Here is a 19,654-nt window from a genome sequence, read left to right as displayed (position 1 = left end):
AAGCGGCGCTTCATGCGCCGCTTTTTGCTGCCTGTCCTTTACCGATGGTTGCCTCGCCCATCATGACCACGTCCTCGATGGTCATGTCCGCGGTCACGCCCGCCCCGGCCACGACGGTCATCGTTCCAGCCGCCTCGATCGCGACCATCCCAGCCGCCTCGGTGTGGATAAGGCCGGTACGCCGCTCGCGGTGGCGAGTAATAGCGCGGGCCATGTTGGTAGTAGCGCGGGGCCGAGTAATAACGGGGCGCCGGTTGGTAGTACCGTGGGGCGTAATAGCCCCGTGGGGCCGAGTAATACCCACCGCTGTAATAGGCCGGCGCTGGTGAGGTATAGACCTCTGAACGATAGTAGCTCGAGCCTCCGTCGTAGTAAGGCACGCATGCCGAAAGAGTCAGACCAAGAAACGCAATGAGGAGCAGTCGTCGATACATGGCGGCCTCCTGGACCGCGAATGGGCCGCACCAGCGACGCTGATGGGCGGCAGTCATCTATTGGGGTGACTGACGATTAATCTGACAGCGAAATCGGAATCTGGTGCGACCTGGCAACAACTGGAAACATGTCCCTCGTCGCCCTCTTCCGGTGCGCGACAGCACCACAACCAAGCACAAATCCGCCCCCCGATCATTCCTCCCTCAGACCCACCCCCTCTGGCCCGGGCCTCTGCCCGAATTGGCACGGCTCTCGCTTTACCAATCCCGTGCAGGAGTCATCACAGGTTCGCGGCACCACAATTTGCAATGGCTGACTAGGGTTCCGGCTCGCCTCTGGCGAGTGGCTGGTCCGAGAGTTGGCGACCTCCAGTTGAGGTTACACGGCGGGACAAAAGCCCGGGAGACAAGACACCGTTCGCGGTGCCGCGTTGCTCCTGTCCGCCCTTGATCAACTGGAGAACCACCATGTTCAAGCTTCGTCTGTCCGCCCTGCTCGTCGCCGTCTTCTCGGCCTTCCTGAGCTTCTCATCCGCCGCCGCGCAAAAAGACCACTTCAGCGTCTGCTGGACCATTTATGCCGGCTGGATGCCCTGGGAGTACGCGGGCAGCCAAGGCATCGTCGACAAGTGGGCAAAAAAGTACGGCATTACCATCGATGTCGTGCAGCTCAACGATTACGTTGAATCCATCAACCAGTACACCGCCGGCCAGTTCGACGGCTGCACCATGACCAACATGGACGCCCTGACCATTCCCGCCGCCGGCGGCGTGGACAGCACCGCGCTGATCGTCAGCGATTTCTCCAACGGCAACGACGGCATCGTCCTCAAGGGCGAAGGCAAGAAAGTCGACGATCTTAAAGGCATGGACGTCAACCTGGTGGAACTGTCGGTGTCCCATTACCTGCTGGCCCGTGCCCTGGATTCGGTCGGCCTCGCCGAGAAAGACCTGAAAGTCGTCAACACCTCCGACGCCGATATCTCCGCCGCCTTCAACACCGACCAGGTCAAGGCCGTCACCACTTGGAACCCGATGCTTTCGGACATCAAGGCCCAGCCGGGCGTGAGCGAAGTGTTCAACTCCAGCCAAGTGCCCGGCGAGATCATGGACATGATGGTGGTCAACACCCAGACCCTGAAAGACAACCCAGCCCTGGGCAAGGCCTTGACCGGCGCCTGGTTTGAAGTGGTGGCGCTGATGAACGCCAGGAACGCTGCCGCCAACGCTGCGCTGGAACACATGGCCAAAGCGTCGGGCACTGACCTCAAAGGTTTCCAGGCGCAACTGGACACCACCAAATTGTTCGCCACGCCCACGGAAGCGCTGGCCTTCGTCACCAGCGAACAACTGCCCGCCACCATGGGCAAGGTGGCGGCGTTTTCGTTCCAGCACGGCTTGCTGGGCGAAGGCGCCAAGGACACCGATGCGGTCGGCATGGCGTTCGCCAATGGCGTGACTCGCGGCGACAAGGCCAACCTGAAGCTGCGCTTTGATCCGACCTACGTACAGCTGGCCGCCGACGCCAAGCTGTAAACCGGAGGAGCTGGCATGCGCCTGATCAACCGCTACCCGGACCGTCCCAGCCGCTTGTTGCTGGTGATCCTGCCGTTCGCGCTGGTGCTGTTCGCCTACTTCATGGGCTCGGCCGAACGGTTGACGGACAACCCCAACGACAAGCTGCTGCCCAGCGCCGGGCAGATGGCCGATGCGGTGAAACGCCTGGCCTTTACCGCCGATGCGCGCAGTGGCGACTACCTGCTCTGGCAAGACACCGCGTCGAGCCTGCGCCGGTTGGCGATCGGCCTGGGCATCAGCGCCCTGATCGGGCTGTGCCTGGGCATCGCGGCTGGCACGCTGCCGCTGTTGGGCGCACCGCTTTCACCGTTGCTCACCGTGGTGTCGATGGTGCCGCCATTGGCGATTCTGCCGATCCTCTTCATCGTCTTCGGCCTGGGGGAATTGTCGAAAGTGATGCTGATCGTGATCGGCATCACACCGTGTCTGGCCCGGGACTTGGAACAGCGCGCCCGGGAGATTCCCCGTGAGCTGCTGATCAAGGCCCAGACCCTCGGCGCGTCAACCTGGACTCTGATCTTGCGCGTGGTCCTGCCGCAACTGCTGCCACGCTTGCTGATCTCCCTGAGGTTGATGCTGGGTTCGGCCTGGCTGTTTCTGATCGCCGCCGAAGCCATCGCGTCCACCGATGGGCTGGGTTATCGGATTTTCCTGGTGCGTCGTTACTTGGCGATGGACGTGATCCTGCCGTACGTGGTGTGGATCACCCTGCTCGCCTGGCTGATGGACTGGGGCCTCAAGCGCCTGACCCGTCGAGCGTTTCCTTGGTACGAGGGAGCGAAGGCATGAGTTTTATCTGTGTGAACAATGTCTGGCAGCAATACGCCGATCAGGTCGTGCTGGAACGCTTGAACCTGAACGTCGCCGAGGGTGAATTTTGCACCTTGGTGGGCGCATCGGGTTGCGGCAAGTCGACTTTCCTGCGCTTGCTGCTCGGCCAGGAGCGCGCCAGTCGCGGACAGATCCTGCTGGACGGCGAACCCTTGGCGGGCGAGCCGGATGCCAGCCGGGGCGTAGTGTTCCAGCGCTATTCGGTGTTCCCGCACCTGACGGTGCTGGACAATGTCGCCCTGGGCCTGGAGTTGCCGCGCTCGCCGTTGCTGGGGCGTTTGTTCGGCAGTGCCAAACGCCAGGCTCGCGAAGAGGCTGCGCAACTGTTGGACAAGGTTGGCCTCGGCCACGCGCTGGACAAATACCCGGCGCAGCTCTCCGGCGGCATGCAGCAACGGCTGGCGATTGCCCAGGCGTTGATCATGAAGCCCCGGGTCCTGCTGCTGGACGAACCGTTCGGCGCCCTCGACCCGGGCATTCGCAAAGACATGCACGCCCTGCTGCTGGAACTGTGGCGCGAAACCCGGCTGACGGTATTCATGGTCACCCATGATCTGTCCGAAGGTTTCAGCCTCGGCACACGCCTGCTGGTGTTCGACAAGGTCCGCGTCGATCCACATGCCCCTGGCGCCTATGGCGCACGCATCACCTACGACATTCCATTGAACAGCGACCGTCGCACCGCCCGTGCCGCCGTCGACGCCCTGCCCGCCGAACTGGCCGGCACGCTGCGTATCGCTTGAAAGGAGCTTTTCCATGACCGATTCGATCCAAGTGTTTCCCCCCTTCGCTGAAGAGATTCTGCCCGGCGGCGGCCACCGTTCCTTCGTGCTCAAGCGCGGCCAACTGCTGCGCCTGACCGACCTTCGCGGCGGCGCCAACGTGAGCCTGACGCTGCTCAACGCCAATGAAAAAACCGAACGCCTGAACCTGCCGGACAGCCTCAAGTGCCAACACACCGCCAAGCTCACCGCCGGCCATTGCCTTTATTCCGACATGGGCCGGGTATTGGCGGCGATCACCGTCGACACCTGCGGCTGGAGCGACAGCCTGGGCGGTGTGCTCTGCGCCGAGGAAGTCGATGAAAAATATGGCCAGGGCCGCTATCAGGAACTGCGCAACGGCTTCTTTCGCAACGGCACCGACAACCTGTTGGTGGAACTGGGCAAATGGGGGCTGGGCCTGTCCGACCTGCTGATGACCCTCAACCTGTTCAGCCGGGTCGATGTCGACGAGGCCGGCCACTTTCATTTCGTGGAAGGCAACTCCAAGGCGGGCGACTACATCGAGTTGTACGCGCCAATGGACACCTTGGTGGTGCTGACCGCATTGCAACACCCGATGGACCCGAACCCGCAATACGCCCCGCAGCCGCTCAAGCTCAGCTGGATGAATGCCAACCCCAGCGTCGCCGAACACTGCCGCCTTTCGCGCCCGGAAAACCAGCGGGGCTTCATCAATACCGACCGCCTGTTCGCCTGAGGATCGTCGCCATGTCACTCGCCATCGCCACCGCACACAAGCACGCCGAGACCGCCGTCTACCGCGCCACGATTCCCGCCGGGGAACCCTGGCTGACCGAGGTCAAGGCCGGCCAGACCCTGCGCATCCTGGACCTGGAAGGCAACCAGGCGGTCGATACGCTGTTCTACAGCCTGGCCAACCCCAAGGAACGCTACGACGTGCAACGCACCCTGCGCCGGCAGAACAGCGTTTATCTAAGTACCGGCAGCGTGCTGTACTCCAACCTCGGTCGACCGATGCTGACGATCATCGAAGACACCTGCGGACGTCACGACACCCTCGGCGGCGCCTGCGCCCAGGAAAGCAACACCGTGCGCTACGCCCTGGAAAAACGCTACATGCACAGCTGCCGCGATAACTACCTGCGAGCCTGCGCCCACGACGGCCGCCTCGGTAAAGGCGACATCGGGCCGAACATCAATTTCTTCATGAACGTACCGGTGACCGCCGACGGCGGCCTGACCTTCGAAGACGGGATCTCGGCGCCGGGCAAATACGTCGACCTACGGGCCGAGATGGACGTGATCGTCCTGATCTCCAACTGCCCGCAGCTGAATAACCCATGCAACGCCTATAACCCCACGCCCGCGGAGCTTTTGATATGGAACTGAAACTCATGCGCCTGCGCCGCTGGCTGTTCGCGTTGTGCCAGAGCCGGTCGGGGCAGTGCATTAAATAAAGACAATTTTACGACCCCCCCAATCCCCTGTGGGAGCGAGCCTGCTCGCGATAGCGGTCTGTCAGTCACATTGATGTTGAATGTACCACCGCTATCGCGAGCAGGCTCGCTCCCACAAAGGGAGGATTGGTGTTCGGAGATATTTGCCGCCGGGGACGACCCCGGCGGCCATCGAAAACTGCGGGACGGCCCGCATCCCAGTTCAGGCAGCACCCATGCCTGAGGGGGCAATGCCATGTTCGAAAAAATCCTCATCGCCAACCGTGGCGCTATTGCCTGCCGCGTCCTGCGGACCTTGCGCGAGCTGAATGTCCAAGGCATCGCGGTGTACTCCCAAGCGGACGAAGCCAGCCTGCACATCCTCCAGGCCGACGAAGCCCACTGCCTGGGCGAAGGCGCGGCGGCGGGCACCTACCTGGCGGTGGATAAGCTCCTGGCAATCGCCAAAAGCAGCGGCGCGAAGGCGATTCATCCCGGCTACGGTTTCCTCTCGGAAAACGCCGCTTTCGCCGAAGCCTGCGAGGCCGCCAGTATCGCCTTCATCGGCCCCACGCCGGAACAACTGCGGGTGTTCGGCCTCAAGCACACCGCCCGAGACCTGGCCAAGCGGCACGGCGTGCCGCTGCTCGAAGGCACCGAACTGCTCGACAGCCTCGACGCCGCGCTGCTGGCCGGAACGCAGGTCGGTTACCCGGTAATGCTGAAAAGTACGGCTGGCGGCGGTGGGATTGGCATGCGTGTGTGCCGTAGCGCCGCCGAATTGAGCGATTCCTTCGAAGCGGTCAAGCGCCTGGGACAGAACAACTTCAGCGACGCCGGCGTGTTCATCGAAAAATACATCGAACGGGCACGGCACCTGGAGGTGCAGGTCTTCGGCGACGGCCAAGGCCAAGTGATCGCCCTCGGCGTGCGCGACTGTTCGGTGCAGCGGCGCAACCAGAAGGTCATTGAAGAAACGCCCGCGCCCAACCTGCCCGAGGGCATGGCCGACGCCCTCTGCGCAGCGGCGATCAAACTGGCCCGGGCAGTGAACTACCGCAGCGCGGGCACCGTGGAGTTCGTCTACGACAGCGACGCCGGGCGCTTCTACTTCCTGGAAGTAAACACGCGCCTGCAAGTGGAGCACGGCGTTACCGAGCAGGTATGGGGCGTGGACCTGGTGCGCTGGATGGTGCAACTGGCCGCCGGCGAACTGCCGCCCTTGAGCGAGCTGAGCCTGGGCCTGAAAGCCGAGGGCCACGCGATCCAGGCGCGCCTGTATGCCGAGGATCCGGGCCGGGATTTCCAGCCGAGCCCGGGCCTGTTGACCGCCGTGAAATTCCCCCACGCCGACGGGCAACAACTGCGCATCGACACGTGGGTCGAGGCCGGCTGCCAGATCCCGCCCTATTTCGACCCGATGATCGCCAAGGTGATTCGCTGGGCGCCGACCCGTGAACAGGCGCGCTTGGGATTGCATCAAGCGCTGGACGAAAGCCTGCTCTACGGCGTGGAAACCAACCGCATCTACCTGCAACAAATTCTTCTCGACGCGCCCTTCGCCGGCGGCCAGCCCTGGACGCGCTGCCTGGAAACCCTGGCCTATCGCGCCAACACCTTCGAAGTGCTCAGCCCTGGCACCCAGACCAGCGTGCAGGATTACCCCGGCCGCCTCGGTTATTGGGCCGTGGGCGTACCGCCGTCGGGTCCGATGGACAGCCGCTCGCAGCGCTTGGGTAATCGCCTGCTGGGCAATGACGAAGGCGCGGCGGCCCTGGAAATCACCATGAGCGGGCCGGTGCTGCGCTTCAATTGCAACGCCCGGGTGGCGGTGACCGGTGCGCAAATTGCCCTGACCCTGGACGGCGAAGCGGTGCCGATGAACGCCCCGCTGTCGATCAATCCCGGATCCACTCTGGCCCTGGGCACCATCACCGGCGCCGGGGCGCGCAGCTATGTGTGCCTGCAAGGTGGCTTGCAGGTACCGAATTACCTCGGCAGCAAAAGCACCTTCACCCTCGGCCAGTTTGGCGGCCATGGCGGACGGGCGCTGTGTACCGGCGATGTGCTGCACCTGGCTGCGCTGGATGAGCACGCCGTGTTGCCGACAGTGGACGAGCCGCCTCTGCTGTTGCCAGCCGTGCGGCAAATCCGGGTGATCTACGGCCCCCATGGCGCGCCGGAATATTTCACCGAACGCTACATCCAGACGTTTTTCGATACCTCCTGGGAAGTGCATTTCAACTCCAGCCGAACCGGCGTGCGACTGATCGGGCCCAAGCCGCAATGGGTGCGCGCCGACGGCGGCGAAGCAGGCCTGCACCCGTCCAATATCCATGACAATCCCTACGCCATTGGCGCCGTGGACTTCACCGGCGACATGCCTGTCATCCTCGGCCCCGACGGCCCTAGCCTGGGTGGCTTCGTCTGCCCGGTGACGGTGATCGAGGCGGACCTCTGGCAGTTGGGGCAGCTCAAGGCGGGGGACAAGGTGCGGTTCGTACCGGTGGATCTGAAGACCGCCCGCTCCCTTGCATTGAAATGGGATCAATGTGGGAGCGAGCCTGCTCGCGAAGGGGCCAGTTCAACCACCGCGTCGACTTCTTCGCGAGCGGGCTCACTCCCACAGGGGATGGTGTCGCCTGTGGTATTGGACATCGGCCAGGACGATACCCGCCTGGTCGCACGCCTGTCCGGCGACACCCATCTGTTGCTGGAAATCGGCGCACCCGAACTGGACCTGGTGCTGCGCTTTCGCGCCCACGCCTTGATGCAGGCGCTGGAACAAAAACACCTGCACGGCGTGATCGACCTGACGCCTGGCATCCGTTCGCTGCAAGTGCATTACCAACCCGAACAACTGCCGCTGGCCGAACTGCTGGCAATCGTTGCCGGCGAGTGGGACGCCGTGTGCGCCGCGCGAGACCTTCAAGTGCCGTCGCGCATCGTTCATCTGCCACTGTCCTGGGACGATCCGGCCTGCCAATTGGCCATCGAAAAATACATGACCACCGTGCGCAAGGACGCCCCTTGGTGCCCAAGCAACCTGGAGTTCATCCGCCGCATCAATGACCTGCCGAACCTCGACGAGGTCCAGCGCACGGTGTTTGACGCCAGCTACCTGGTGATGGGGCTGGGAGACGTCTACCTCGGCGCGCCGGTCGCCACCCCGCTGGACCCGCGCCATCGCCTGGTGACCACCAAATACAACCCGGCCCGGACCTGGACCGCGGAAAACTCGGTGGGCATCGGCGGCGCCTACATGTGCGTGTACGGCATGGAGGGTCCCGGCGGCTATCAGTTCGTCGGGCGCACGTTGCAGATGTGGAATCGTTATCGGGACGTCGCCGCGTTCGATGGCAAGCCCTGGTTGCTGCGGTTCTTCGACCAGATCCGCTTCTACCCGGTCAGCGCCGATGAGCTGTTGCGCATCCGCCGGGATTTCCCGCTGGGCCGCTTCGACCTCAAGATCGAGCACAGCCAACTCAACCTCGCGCACTACCAGCATTTCCTGGCCCGGGAAGCGGACAGCATCGGCGCATTCCGCCAGCAGCAACAACGTGCCTTCAACGCCGAGCGCGAGCGCTGGATCGCCAGCGGCCAGGCTCATTTCGACAGTGAGGAACCGACACTCGCGCCGAGCGAAGATGCGTTGCTGGGCGCGGGCCAACTGAGCGTCGACAGCCACATCGCCGGCAATCTCTGGCAAGTCCAAGTGCAGGTGGGTACGCGAGTTGCTGCCGGTGACGTACTGGTCATTCTGGAGTCCATGAAGATGGAGATCCCGGTGCTTGCGCCCATGGCCGGCGTGGTACGTGAAGTACGCGTCCAACCCGGTTCGGCGGTGCGCGCAGGGCAGCGTGTCGTGGTGCTGGAACGTGACTGAACTCAATCAAAGGATTAACGCGATGAACCTTTCTCTGCGCCTGGACAACCTTCGCGACGCCTATCGCAAAGGGGAAACGACACCCCGCCAGTTGCTGCTGGCCCTGCGGGAAAAAGCCGCTGCGCTCAACCCGGACTACCACCTGTTCATTCACCTGCTGTCGCCCGAGGAGCTGGAGCCTTATCTGGCGGCCCTGGAAAGTCGCGACCTGGACAGCTTGCCGTTGTATGGCGTGCCGTTCGCCATCAAGGACAACATTGACCTGGCCGGCATTCCCACCACGGCCGCCTGCCCGGCGTTTGCCTACGTACCGCAACGTTCGGCCACGGTGGTCGAGCAGTTGCTGGCGTTGGGCGCTGTTCCCCTGGGCAAGACCAACCTCGATCAGTTCGCCACCGGGCTCAACGGCACCCGCACCCCCTACGGTGCCTGCCGCAACAGCGTGCTGGCGGATTATCCGGCGGGTGGCTCGAGTGCCGGCTCGCCGCTGGCGGTGGCCCTGGGTGTGGCAAGCTTTGCCTTGGGCACCGACACCGCGGGCTCCGGCCGGGTGCCCGCGGCGCTGAACAATCTGGTCGGGCTGAAAGCCACCAAAGGTTTGGTTTCCACCGCCGGCGTGGTGCCGGCCTGCCGTACGCTGGACTGCGTGACGACCTTCACCGCGACGGCGCGGGAAGCCAGCCAGCTGTTGGCATTGACCGCGCATTTCGACCCGCGCGACGAATACAGCCGCCGCAACCCGCAATGGAACGACGGCTCGGCGTTCGGCGCGCCAGGGCGCTTTCGTTTCGGTGTGCCTCGCTGGCAAGACCTGGAATTTTTTGGCTGCGACGAAGGCCCACGGTTGTTCCGCGACGCCATTGAGCGACTCGAACGTCTGGGCGGCAAAGTCGTCGAGCTGGACCTGTCGCCCTTCCTCGAAGCGGCGCGCTTGCTGTATGAGGGGCCTTGGGTCGCCGAGCGCTACAGCGTTGCCGGGGACCTGATCGAGCGCGACTCCAGCGCGGTACTGCCGGTCATCCGCGCCGTGCTGGCGAAAGCGCCTACCGTAACGGGTGTAGCAACTTTTCGCGCCCAGTACCGTTTGCAAGCGCTCAAGGCCCAGTGCGACCGAACGATGGAAGCCCTCGACTGCGTGCTCACCCCCACCATCGGGCGCCCGGTGAGCCTCGCCGAACTCGCTGCCGAACCGCTGCAGCGCAACGCTGAACTGGGTTATTACACCAACTTCATGAACCTGCTGGACTACGCCGCCGTCGCCGTGCCCAGCGCCTTCATGGCCAGCGGTTTGCCGTGGGGCGTGACGTTGTTCGGCCGGGCCTTCACCGATCAATACCTGCTGGGCGTGGCCGACGCCTTGCAGCGTCAGCAACTGGATGACTTGCCAACCCCCGCCAATCCCGCGCGCCATGATCGGGCTCGGCTGGTGGTGTGCGGCGCGCACCTGGAGGGTTTGGCGTTGAATTGGCAACTCAAGCAGCGTGGGGCCCGGCTGGTCGAGGTCAGCCAAAGCTCGCCGGATTATCGGCTCTATGCCCTCGCCGGCGGCCCGCCAATGCGCCCCGGCATGCTTCGGGTTGGCGAGGGAGGCATGGCGATCGAGGTGGAGATCTGGGATCTGCCAACCAGTGAACTTGGCTCGTTCCTGACCGGTATCCCCGCACCGCTTGGGTTGGGCAAGGTGCAATTGGCCGACGGGCGCTGGGAAAGCGGTTTCATCTGCGAGCCGTATGGCCTGGACGGCGCACAGGACATCACCCATTTGGGCGGATGGCGGGCTTATTTGCGAACCCTGGAATCGCGATGAACCGGTGGCGAGGGAGTCCGCTCCCTCGCCACCGTTTCACAAATCGCAAATCCAAGGGCTCCTTTTCTCACAAGGCCACTAAACTGATTCCATCGGGTCACTCCTGAGGAATCGCCATGTCGCTTCGTTCGCCGCTGTATTCCCAGCGCTCACCGGTGCTGATGCTCGCCGTTTTGCTGGGTGCCGCCTTCCTGCTGACTTCGCTGTTGGCTTATTACGCCGCCAACACGTCACTCAAGGACAACATCCTCAAGGCGTTGTACGTCAACCTCCTGATCGGTCTACTGGTCACGGTGACGGTGTTCGTCATGCTTTATCGGCTGATCGCCAGTTTCCAACGCCGGATCGACGCCCAAGCGATTCTGGATGGGCTGACGGAACTGCCCAATCGCCGGGGCTTCGACCTGCTGGCGGTGCAAGCACTGCACGAAGCCCAGCGAGAACCCAAGCCCTTGAGCGCGTTGTTGCTGGAGGTGGATGCTTTCAAACAACTGGATGCCACCCACGGTCATGTCGTCAGCGACCAATTGCTGAGCGGTTTCGCCCACGACCTGACCGACACATTGCGGCACTCGGACATCGTGTGTCGGTGGGGCACAGACGCCTTCGTCATGCTACTCAAGGACACCGATGGACAGAACGGTCTGAAAATCGCTGAGAAAATTCGCCAGCGCATCGAGTTGCAGCGCTACTTTTGCAGCGGGAAACAATTGCAGGTCACCGTCAGCATCGGCCTGACCACCTTGCAGGACAAAGACACCTTGCATAGCCTGCTGTCCCGAGCCGATCATGCGCTGCAACGCGCCCGACAAACCGGCAGCAACCGAACCTGCGTGGATATGCCTCACTCCAGCTATGAATGAACCTGACCATTGCCCGGCCTGCGGCGGCGCCAACGACTGCACCCTCGCCGATCCGAGGACCGCCGACCGCGCCTGCTGGTGCTATGGCGTCAGCATCGACCCGGCTGTGCTCCTGGCATTGCCGGCCGAGCTACGGAACAAATCCTGCCTGTGCCCACGGTGCGCTCAGGTCGACGACCAGCTGCGCGCCAATCCGCGACCGATCGCGTAATATTGCGCCCCCGCTTCCTGGCCTGAACGTCCCATGCGCGTTGACCGTTTCCTCAGTAATCTGCCGCGTTTCAATCGGCAGCAGGTCCGCCTGCTCCTGGTGGGGCGTCGGGTGCGTATCGATGGCCAGACCGTCACCGACCCACACGCGCCGGTGCGCGAGTTCAGCCGCGTCGAAGTCGATGGTGACGTATTGCAAGCAGGCCGACCCGCGCGGTACTTCATGCTGCACAAGCCGCCTGGCTGCGTCAGTGCCACCCGCGATCCACAGCACCGCACCGTGCTCGATCTACTGGACGAGCCGGACAAGGACGACTTGCACATCGCCGGCCGCCTGGATTTCAACACCACCGGGCTGATGCTGATCACCAACGACGGCAGTTGGTCGCGGCGCCTGACCCAACCGCAAACCAAACTGCCGAAGGTCTACTACGTCGAGACCGAGCAGCCCCTCACCGCCGAGTACGCCCCCACCTTTGCCAAAGGCCTGTATTTCGGATTCGAAGGCCTGACCACGCAACCGGCGCAACTGACGCTGCTAGGGCCGAAGTCCGCGCGATTGAGCATCGTTGAAGGTCGCTACCACCAGGTCAAGCGCATGTTCGGTCACTTCAATAACAAGGTGCTGCGCCTGCACCGCGAGAGCATGGGCCCCCTGGTGCTGGACTCGGATCTCGAGCCCGGTCGCTACCGTGCCCTTGGCCCCGAGGAGATCTGCCTGGTCTGAGCCAACGACCGCTGGGCAGAAGTGCCGGACAATTTTCAAAGAGCACTTGCGCAACGCTCGACCCCCTGCTTGAATCAAACCGTCGGCCGAAATGTGACCGACGAGTCACCTCATACCTCTAAGAAACTTTTTGCCGGCTGGAGCCCCCAGGTTCCGCCCCATCCCTCCGGCAAACTGCCCGCCATAACAATACCCGTCGACCGAATGTCATGGATCGACATGGGCCTTATCTTCCAGGCGTATGCCTACCTGTCACATTGCCCGTGCAATCTCATTGCGCGCATACCCGCTTGCCAGGAGTCTTATGACATGAGGCCAGAAATCGCTGTGCTGGATATACAGGGTCAGTATCGGGTTTACACGGAGTTCTATCGCGCAGACGCCGCGCAAAAGACCATCATCCTGGTCAACGGCTCGATGGCCACCACCGCGTCGTTTGCCCAGACCGCCAAGAACCTCTACCCGCAATTCAACGTCGTGCTGTACGACCAGCCCTACGCGGGCAAGTCCAAGGCCCATAACCGTCACGAGAAAATGCTCACGAAGGAAATCGAAGGGCAGATCCTCCTGGAGTTGATCGACCACTTCGCCGCCGAACACGTGCTGTCCTTTTCGTGGGGCGGCGCGGCCGCGCTAACGGCACTGGCCCACCGCCCGCGGCGCATCGAAAAAGCCGTCATCAGCTCGTTCTCACCGGTGCTCAACATGCCGATGCGCGACTACCTGGAACGCGGTGTCGACTACCTCAGCAGCCTGGACGGCGACCGTGTTGGACATTTGGTCAACAGCACCATCGGCAAGCACCTGCCGCCCCTGTTCAAGCGCTTCAACTATCGCCACGTCAGCAACCTGGCCGAGCATGAATACGGACAGATGCACTTTCACATCAACGACGTGCTTCACAGCGACCAGCAGTGCTACGTCAACGCAGCCAGGAAGGTCAACGTTCCGGTGCTGTTCCTGAACGGCGAATGGGACGAGTACACCTCGGCAACCGACGCCAGGCTCTTCGCCGACCACGTCCAGCACAGCAGCTTCACCACGTTGCAAGCGACCGGCCACTTCCTGGACATGGAACACAAAGCCGCCTGCCGCGACAGCCGCGACGCGTTGCTGGGCTTCCTCAAGCCGACCCGCCACGAAAGCCGACCGCGCTACAGCTATGTGCAGGACTACCATGCACTGGCTATCTGAAAAAAGTCATCGCGAGCGAGCCTCCCACAACGAGGCTTGCCCGCGACGACCGCTCTGCTTTAAGGCTTGCGCAGACGGATGACCTGACCGGCCGGAAAGAAAAACTTCAAATCCAAGGCGACATCTGGTACAAAGTCAGCCGCTCTGAGCGGGTGTCGTATAATGGCATTACTCCAGCTTCCCAAGCTGATAACGAGGGTTCGATTCCCTTCACCCGCTCCACTATTTTCAAGGGCTCCAGACGAATCCGTTTGAGCCTCACCGTGTTTGGTGACAGTTCCGGTGACAGTTTGCGTGTATGCAAGCAGCTGCGGGAGCAAGAACCTGCCGCCGCCCTCCCCCTATAGCCATGCCCGTTTTATGTTGACCCACGGGAAACTGGTATTTTTGGTAAGTTTTTTCCTCCCCCCTTTGAAAGCTTGGAAATACAAGGCTTGTAAGGGTTTTGATTAGGTAAGATTTAAGTAATATCTAGTAATAACATTACCTTTTACCTAGGTCAGAAATCGAAAATAAAATATCTATATAAATCAAATAGTTAGCAAAAAATTACTTCCCTCCTTACTCAAAAAAGCTAGTGCGAAGTAAGTGCTCAAAACCGCATCGCACGCGGGCTCCAGCCGATTCCTTACCCCTCCATACCTAAATTACTTGTTTCCCGTGGGTCACCTGAAAAAAGAGCCTTCAGGCATCGCTCCTGGGCGCTCGTAAAACAGAGGGTGGGTGCAGGGTTCTGTAGGGTTTTCTCGGCCTCATCTCGCCCAGGAGAAGCCCAGCGGGCGCTGTCTGAGGGTGGTTGCAGGCATGCAGAAATTAAGACCGATTTAGCCCGCAGGCGTGGCGGGGGGACGACGGCGCGCGCCAGGTGAAGCCATACCCTGCCCGACCGGTCGCGCCCCAACCAGGTGCGCGCCGGCCTGTCCGGCTTCTGCCATCGCGTGACGGCCCCGTTGGCCAGATGCACTATCGTTGTGCCAACCCCGAGTGCGGTAAAACAGGTAAAGGAATCCTTGACCCGTATTACCTTCCTCAGTAGGCTGTGATCGTCGCTGCCAATTCAGCGACCGGGTTTGGCGACCCGATCAGTAAACGGCGCAACAGCGCCCCTTCACGACAGCAGGCGCTTTTTTTGTGCCTGATGTTCTGTGTTATGGCGGCTGTGCGTGGGAGACCTTCGGGTCTGCCGGGTTCCGTTTACCCCGGTTCGCCAACCTGCGTACAGCTGCCACCCATAACGTTTGGCGACGTTTGGCGGCAGCTCCTTATCAGTAAACGGAGCTCCACTATGACCGCCCTTATTCCGTCCAAAATCCGGGCACTCGCCCACCGCCGCATGGCCCTCGCCGCGTTGCACGCCAATTCCTCCCTCGCCACTCGCCTCAAGCGCTACAACCATCACATGCACCATGTGCGCGTTCTGGAAACGCACGGCGGTGCCCTATGAGACAGCCCTACGGCCTCAGCGATGCGGATCTGTTTGATTTGGAACGGGTGCGGGATTCGCTTGCCCTGGTGCATGCGCTCGCTCAGATGGCCAGCGAGCCAGGGCTCTATCACCCCCAAATGCTGGCAGGCTTCCTGGACAGGATCTGCACCGATCTGGATGGGGTGATTCGCTCTGCAAACAGCAACCCACGCCGTATCTGAAGCATTAAAGGGTATCGGTTGTACCGATACCCTTCGCACCCCTAATAAAACTAATTGAATAGAGATACAGACATGAAGGCACCAGCCCTATTTGAATTCGAAACGCAGGCTGTCCGGGTTGTTAGCGATGATAATAGTGAGGCCTGGTTTGTGGCCTCGGACGTTGCTTCAGTTTTGGAATACCGTATCGCGAGTGACATGACCCGACACCTTGATGATGACGAAAAGGGTACGCGCAATGTGCGTACCCTTGGTGGTGAGCAGGAAATGACCATCATTAACGAGGCGGGACTTTATTCGGCGATTCTCAAAAGCAGAAAGCCGGCGGCTAAACGGTTCAAGCGCTGGGTAACCCATGACGTGCTCCCGTCACTCCGCAAAACCGGTAGCTACTCCCTCGGCGAAAAGCTCACGGTCAACCAACAAATTAGCATGTCGAAGCATCGCCTTGGGCTGGTGAAGGAATTGATGCGCACCCGCAACCGGACGGTGCGTGACTTGCTCGGCGTGGAGATCTCCAAGCTTTCCACCGCAATGGACCTGCCGATCCCTGACCTAGATTCCATCGGCAGCGTCGAGCCTCCCCAGGCCGACATCGTTGCCGACTTCTGGGCCGCGCTCTTGCAGCTGGACTCCAAGGGCATCGCCTACAACCACTCGAAGGATCCGCAGCTGATCGGCGTGAACATGCCGCACCTGGTCGAACTGTTTGCCGCGAACGGTATCCAGACCGTCGTCAGCACTGAGGTTACTAACGCTTTGAAGCGTTGCGCCGAGCCGCAGTTTTTGGGGATGAAGGCGGTGGACAGCACCTTGCGTAAAACGACGACCAAATGCTGGGTGTTCAGGAAGCCGGTGCTAATCCAGGCGCAATAAAGAAAGCTGCCTTACCGTCTGAGTAATCCGCCGGTAACCGAAAGGAACCCGCTGATATCAGTGGTGTGGCTACAATGAGCCATCATCACAACACAAAGGAGTTAACTCTATGGCAGTGCAGCAAGGAATAGATGCTTTGATCAAAGAACTGGCCGCGTGCGGAAGAGGTTCATCAGGCCATGTGGCTGTTCTCCAGGGGCTTGGCGAGGTCGGGGGTGCGCAAGTGGTTGATGTGCTAATCAAGGAGATGAACGCCTGCGCACGCGGCAGCAGTGGCCATGTGGCCGCAGCCATCGCGCTGGGTCGTGCCAGTCGGAATTAGTAACAGTTCGAGGAACACCGTTTATGTTCAACAGGCCCCACACCCAAGCCAGGTGTGGAGGCCTTTTTTATCGGGCACAGCAACCAGAGCCCCCTACACTACTTAGCCATACCCCCCAAGTGGTTTACGCCGTGGGGGATAATCACTCAAAAGGATGTGATTCATGTATGAGCCTCTGCAGGATCCGGCCGCCATTGAGACGCTGCACCGGTTTTTTAATGACCTGATCGCCGTGGCAGGTGTCGGTGCCCCGTGGCCGCTGCTGCGGCCTGAGGTGGAGAACTTTCGCGAGGAAGCGCTGAACTATGCCGGCATGCCCCGCACGCAAGACAAGCTGCGAGGCTTTCTCTGCGGCTTGATGGTGACCGGCGCGCTAACCCCTGAGCAGGCCCGCGAGTTCACCCAGCGCGTGAACGCGGGCCGCCAAGACGGGTGGTTGTGATGAGCGGTCGTGACGTTCACGCATCCAACGACCCCTTGGCCGCGCTGGCTCTGCCGGCTGAGGTCCGGGCGCGAGCCCTAAATCTGCTGGAGCGCATCCAACAGGCGCACACGGCGGAAGAGCTGTTTCGCGCCAGTGACCGCGCCGAAGGCTTTGTTATGGGCGTCGAAACCGTGAAAGCGTTAAACCCGGCGAGCATCGAGGCGCTGTATGTGCTCTTTGACAATGCGGCCACGGCGCGGCGCCAGGAACATGAGCAATGATTGCCACCGACTTACCGTATAGGTAAGCCTGCGGTAAGGGCGATAGCCTTCCCTTCTTTATCCAAGGGAGCACCGCACATGACCGAGACACCGGGTAGCCTGGACCGAAACGCAATAAGCCTAACAACCTCAGGCAGGTCCACTGAAAGCGAGTTTTTGACAGGATCTGAAACCATGGCCCTCGCGCAATTTGTGAAGCGCGTCGGCTGGTTCGAATTCAACAGCCACGCAGCCAACGAAGATGAGGCCCATCTCGTTAAACAGGCCGTCGATAAGCTGCAGAACGTCCTATCGCGCTCCGGCTACGATCCGCAATAACCACTCCGGTTCGGCAATGCTTATAAGGCTCCTACCTGCAGACAGATTAGGAGCCTTTTTTATGGGCGGGATACGTCATCTATGACCGCAGGTAAGCGACCACGCTCTTCAGTCATTACTTGCTGGAGCAGATGTAGCGCCGTGAGGTTGCCGCCTAGCTGTTCACGCCACGCCTGGTGCGTGACTTTGTACAGACGATCGATCTCTGCGATCACGCGCCGGTAACGCTCGACCTCGAGCACAAGTCGCCCGCATTCAGGATGATCGGTCCAGATGCATCGCAGTTCGGCCTGTGTCACAGGTTGGAATGGAGGCAGGTCTCGTGCCATTGAAAATCGCCTATACTGTATGGGTTAACAGTAGTCTTGCATGTGAGTGGTGGTCCGTACAGGTCCACCGGGCGCATTGCAAGGTAACCTAGGCCCGACGGCAATGCTCTCCCAAGCCGGTTGGCGCTTAGCAACTGAATCTTGATATCTGAGTACAGGTCCGCATGCACGAGACACTCGATCGAACCGTTGAGATCCGCACATTCAATACCATTGCTGAGATTGAGGCGCTGCCTGGCTTCAAAAAAGAAAACCCTGTGTCGCCGACGAACTATAAGCATCTGCTCGGCGATTACTTCTTTAGCGATGAGGTGAAGTGCTGTCTTCTAAAATCCAATGATAAGTTGTGCAACGAAGGCCACAAGTGGGGGTTCGTTGCTGTACTAACGGACGGCAGCATTACTTTGGTTGGAAACGAGTGCGCCCAAACCAAGTTTGATGGTGAGTCTCGACTCAGTGCCGATCGTTCGAAGTACCTGAATCAGAAGAAGCATGAAGAAGGGCTTGAACGACTCCGAGCTTTGGTAGCGCAGAAACAGTCTGCGCTAGAGGAAGTCCTGCAAGTAAAGTCGGATTTGGCCACTGTTCAAGCTCGTGTTCATGCCATGCGAGAAAAACTCGGGCCTCAGACAATGAGACATCTTGAGGCGATCGCCCGTACCGGTGCCTACGCGCTGTCAGTGATCGGCGTGACAACCAAAGAATACATAGACAAAAAAGGGAAAAAACAAACTGACCGTCGTACACAGCGGATGACGCTGGGTACGATAGCAAACACCTCATTTCTTCTTGAGGAGAGATACCGTGACGTTTTGCACAATCTCTCTGACGTCAAAAAAGCCTACGATGAGGCAGAAAAAATAGAGCAAAACGTCACGACACTGAAACTCAATGCTCTCACGAAAAAGATGGATATTATCGATCAGGCAAGAGCAAGAGCATTTGAATTGATCGAACAAGAGCGAAAATTTGCCGGCAGTGATTTAAGCCTGTTGTGCTACATCACTCCGGACAAAGTTGAGCGATACAAGTCGGCAAAATACGCTTTGGAACAAGCCGATCAAGATGCGGGAAAAGAAAAAGCGAAGGAATGGTTTACTGAGAGGGATCGCTTTTTCCGTGCTCAGTTGAATGTTACAAAAATCGACGTTTTGTAACTGATGAGAGGGCGCTAGTTGCGCCCTCTGCCAAGGCTCTACCAATTGGAATAAACCAACTCGTTCACCTCAATGCCGCCGTTACCGCCTACGGTATGCCTGAACGGCACCTCCTTCAGGCGCAACCCCGCAAACACCTCTCGGATCTTCGGATGGTCGCGGTACCGAAGGACCGGCCCTTTGCCTTGCCGCCAAAACACAGGGTCTGCAGGTAGAAAAAGCGCGCTGCGCGCTGGATATCGGTCAGCGTGCGCGGCGCCTGCTCTTTTGCCCATTCGAACATGGTGCGGCTCACCAATGCCCATTTGAACTGGCGCACGAACTCCTCCAGGTGATTGGCCACGACCCGATAGAGGTTTACCACCTCGCCGTCAAAGTCGTTGATGACCTCCACCCGGCTGGGCTCTTTCATAAAAAACAATGCCGCGCCGCCGCAGAACGGTTCGACGTAGCAATCATGGTCTGGAAACTCCGGCAGGATGTGTTTCGCCATGCGGCGCTTGCCACCCATCCAAGGGAAAATCGGTGCAGACATTGGTGATCCTTATTTCGGATTGATAAAGGGCGGCAGCTCCAGTGAACAGCCAC

Annotated in this window: 19 protein-coding genes, 1 tRNA gene, 2 pseudogenes and 1 riboswitch; of the genes and pseudogenes, 20 read left to right on the top strand and 2 right to left on the bottom strand. The window is 60.6% G+C overall.

Going from position 1 to position 19,654, the window contains the following annotated elements:
• Window positions 1-38 precede the first annotated feature (38 nt).
• The gene (locus tag J3P81_RS06810) at window positions 39-434 is read right to left on the bottom strand and encodes a hypothetical protein (RefSeq protein WP_420766721.1); all 396 of its coding nucleotides are present in this window, start codon (window positions 432-434) and stop codon (window positions 39-41) included.
• Between the two features lie 306 nt (window positions 435-740).
• A riboswitch (guanidine-I (ykkC/yxkD leader) is annotated at window positions 741-842 on the top strand.
• A gap of 60 nt (window positions 843-902) precedes the next feature.
• Here J3P81_RS06810 and J3P81_RS06805 point away from each other — a divergent pair.
• From J3P81_RS06805 to J3P81_RS06710, 20 genes and pseudogenes are all read left to right on the top strand, one after another.
• Window positions 903-1,970, top strand: coding sequence for a putative urea ABC transporter substrate-binding protein (locus J3P81_RS06805; RefSeq protein WP_420766722.1), 1,068 nt, complete (start codon window positions 903-905; stop codon window positions 1,968-1,970).
• Window positions 1,971-1,985: 15 nt separating this feature from the next.
• Window positions 1,986-2,801, top strand: coding sequence for an ABC transporter permease (locus tag J3P81_RS06800; RefSeq protein WP_434562804.1), 816 nt, complete (start codon window positions 1,986-1,988; stop codon window positions 2,799-2,801).
• Window positions 2,798-3,586, top strand: a complete 789-nt coding sequence (locus J3P81_RS06795; protein WP_420766724.1) for an ABC transporter ATP-binding protein — start codon at window positions 2,798-2,800, stop codon at window positions 3,584-3,586. The genes J3P81_RS06800 and J3P81_RS06795 overlap by 4 nt, the downstream gene beginning before the upstream one ends.
• Window positions 3,587-3,599: 13 nt before the next feature.
• Window positions 3,600-4,325, top strand: coding sequence for an urea amidolyase associated protein UAAP1 (locus J3P81_RS06790; protein ID WP_434562802.1), 726 nt, complete (start codon window positions 3,600-3,602; stop codon window positions 4,323-4,325).
• Between the two features lie 11 nt (window positions 4,326-4,336).
• Window positions 4,337-4,978 (top strand): urea amidolyase associated protein UAAP2, encoded by a 642-nt coding sequence (locus J3P81_RS06785; protein ID WP_420766726.1) that lies wholly within the window; start codon window positions 4,337-4,339, stop codon window positions 4,976-4,978.
• A 303-nt stretch (window positions 4,979-5,281) separates the two neighbouring features.
• A complete protein-coding gene (gene uca, locus J3P81_RS06780; protein ID WP_434562800.1) occupies window positions 5,282-8,911 on the top strand; it encodes an urea carboxylase in 3,630 nt (1,209 codons plus the stop codon).
• 22 nt (window positions 8,912-8,933) lie between these two features.
• Window positions 8,934-10,718, top strand: a complete 1,785-nt coding sequence (gene atzF, locus J3P81_RS06775; protein WP_434562798.1) for an allophanate hydrolase — start codon at window positions 8,934-8,936, stop codon at window positions 10,716-10,718.
• Between the two features lie 245 nt (window positions 10,719-10,963).
• A pseudogene (locus tag J3P81_RS06770) lies at window positions 10,964-11,581 on the top strand (GGDEF domain-containing protein); the annotation flags it as partial.
• On the top strand, window positions 11,574-11,792 hold the full coding sequence (locus J3P81_RS06765; RefSeq protein ID WP_420766729.1) for a cysteine-rich CWC family protein: 219 nt from the start codon (window positions 11,574-11,576) through the stop codon (window positions 11,790-11,792). The pseudogene J3P81_RS06770 and the gene J3P81_RS06765, both read left to right, overlap by 8 nt.
• Before the next feature lie 33 nt (window positions 11,793-11,825).
• A complete protein-coding gene (locus tag J3P81_RS06760) occupies window positions 11,826-12,518 on the top strand; it encodes a pseudouridine synthase (protein ID WP_434562796.1) in 693 nt (230 codons plus the stop codon).
• Window positions 12,519-12,827: 309 nt separating this feature from the next.
• Entirely contained in the window at window positions 12,828-13,712 is an 885-nt protein-coding gene (locus J3P81_RS06755) for an alpha/beta fold hydrolase (RefSeq protein WP_420766731.1), read from the top strand.
• Window positions 13,713-13,860: 148 nt separating this feature from the next.
• Window positions 13,861-13,934 (top strand) — tRNA-Gly (locus J3P81_RS06750).
• A 1,063-nt stretch (window positions 13,935-14,997) separates the two neighbouring features.
• On the top strand, window positions 14,998-15,156 hold the full coding sequence (locus tag J3P81_RS06745; protein WP_434562794.1) for a hypothetical protein: 159 nt from the start codon (window positions 14,998-15,000) through the stop codon (window positions 15,154-15,156).
• A complete protein-coding gene (locus tag J3P81_RS06740; RefSeq protein ID WP_434562792.1) occupies window positions 15,153-15,359 on the top strand; it encodes a hypothetical protein in 207 nt (68 codons plus the stop codon). Before J3P81_RS06745 ends, J3P81_RS06740 begins: the two co-directional genes overlap by 4 nt.
• A 72-nt stretch (window positions 15,360-15,431) precedes the next feature.
• The gene (locus J3P81_RS06735) at window positions 15,432-16,235 is read left to right on the top strand and encodes a BRO-N domain-containing protein (protein WP_434562790.1); all 804 of its coding nucleotides are present in this window, start codon (window positions 15,432-15,434) and stop codon (window positions 16,233-16,235) included.
• A 109-nt stretch (window positions 16,236-16,344) separates the two neighbouring features.
• A complete protein-coding gene (locus J3P81_RS06730) occupies window positions 16,345-16,557 on the top strand; it encodes a hypothetical protein (protein ID WP_434562788.1) in 213 nt (70 codons plus the stop codon).
• Window positions 16,558-16,720: 163 nt separating this feature from the next.
• Window positions 16,721-16,999 (top strand): hypothetical protein, encoded by a 279-nt coding sequence (locus J3P81_RS06725; RefSeq protein WP_434562786.1) that lies wholly within the window; start codon window positions 16,721-16,723, stop codon window positions 16,997-16,999.
• Complete coding sequence (locus J3P81_RS06720) at window positions 16,999-17,262, top strand: hypothetical protein (RefSeq protein WP_434562784.1); 264 nt, start codon at window positions 16,999-17,001, stop codon at window positions 17,260-17,262. Before J3P81_RS06725 ends, J3P81_RS06720 begins: the two co-directional genes overlap by 1 nt.
• Before the next feature lie 174 nt (window positions 17,263-17,436).
• A complete protein-coding gene (locus J3P81_RS06715; protein ID WP_434562782.1) occupies window positions 17,437-17,580 on the top strand; it encodes a DUF7706 family protein in 144 nt (47 codons plus the stop codon).
• A 493-nt stretch (window positions 17,581-18,073) separates the two neighbouring features.
• Window positions 18,074-19,066 (top strand): hypothetical protein, encoded by a 993-nt coding sequence (locus tag J3P81_RS06710; protein WP_434562780.1) that lies wholly within the window; start codon window positions 18,074-18,076, stop codon window positions 19,064-19,066.
• A 127-nt stretch (window positions 19,067-19,193) separates the two neighbouring features.
• On the opposite strand, the pseudogene J3P81_RS06705 reads toward J3P81_RS06710, so the two are convergent.
• Window positions 19,194-19,601, bottom strand: a pseudogene (locus tag J3P81_RS06705) (DNA adenine methylase); the annotation flags it as partial.
• Window positions 19,602-19,654: the final 53 nt, after the last annotated feature.

It is taken from the genome of Pseudomonas sp. R1-6 (assembly GCF_051132115.1).
Classification (GTDB): Bacteria; Pseudomonadota; Gammaproteobacteria; order Pseudomonadales; family Pseudomonadaceae; genus Aquipseudomonas.
This window is presented reverse-complemented; position numbering and strand designations above follow the sequence as displayed.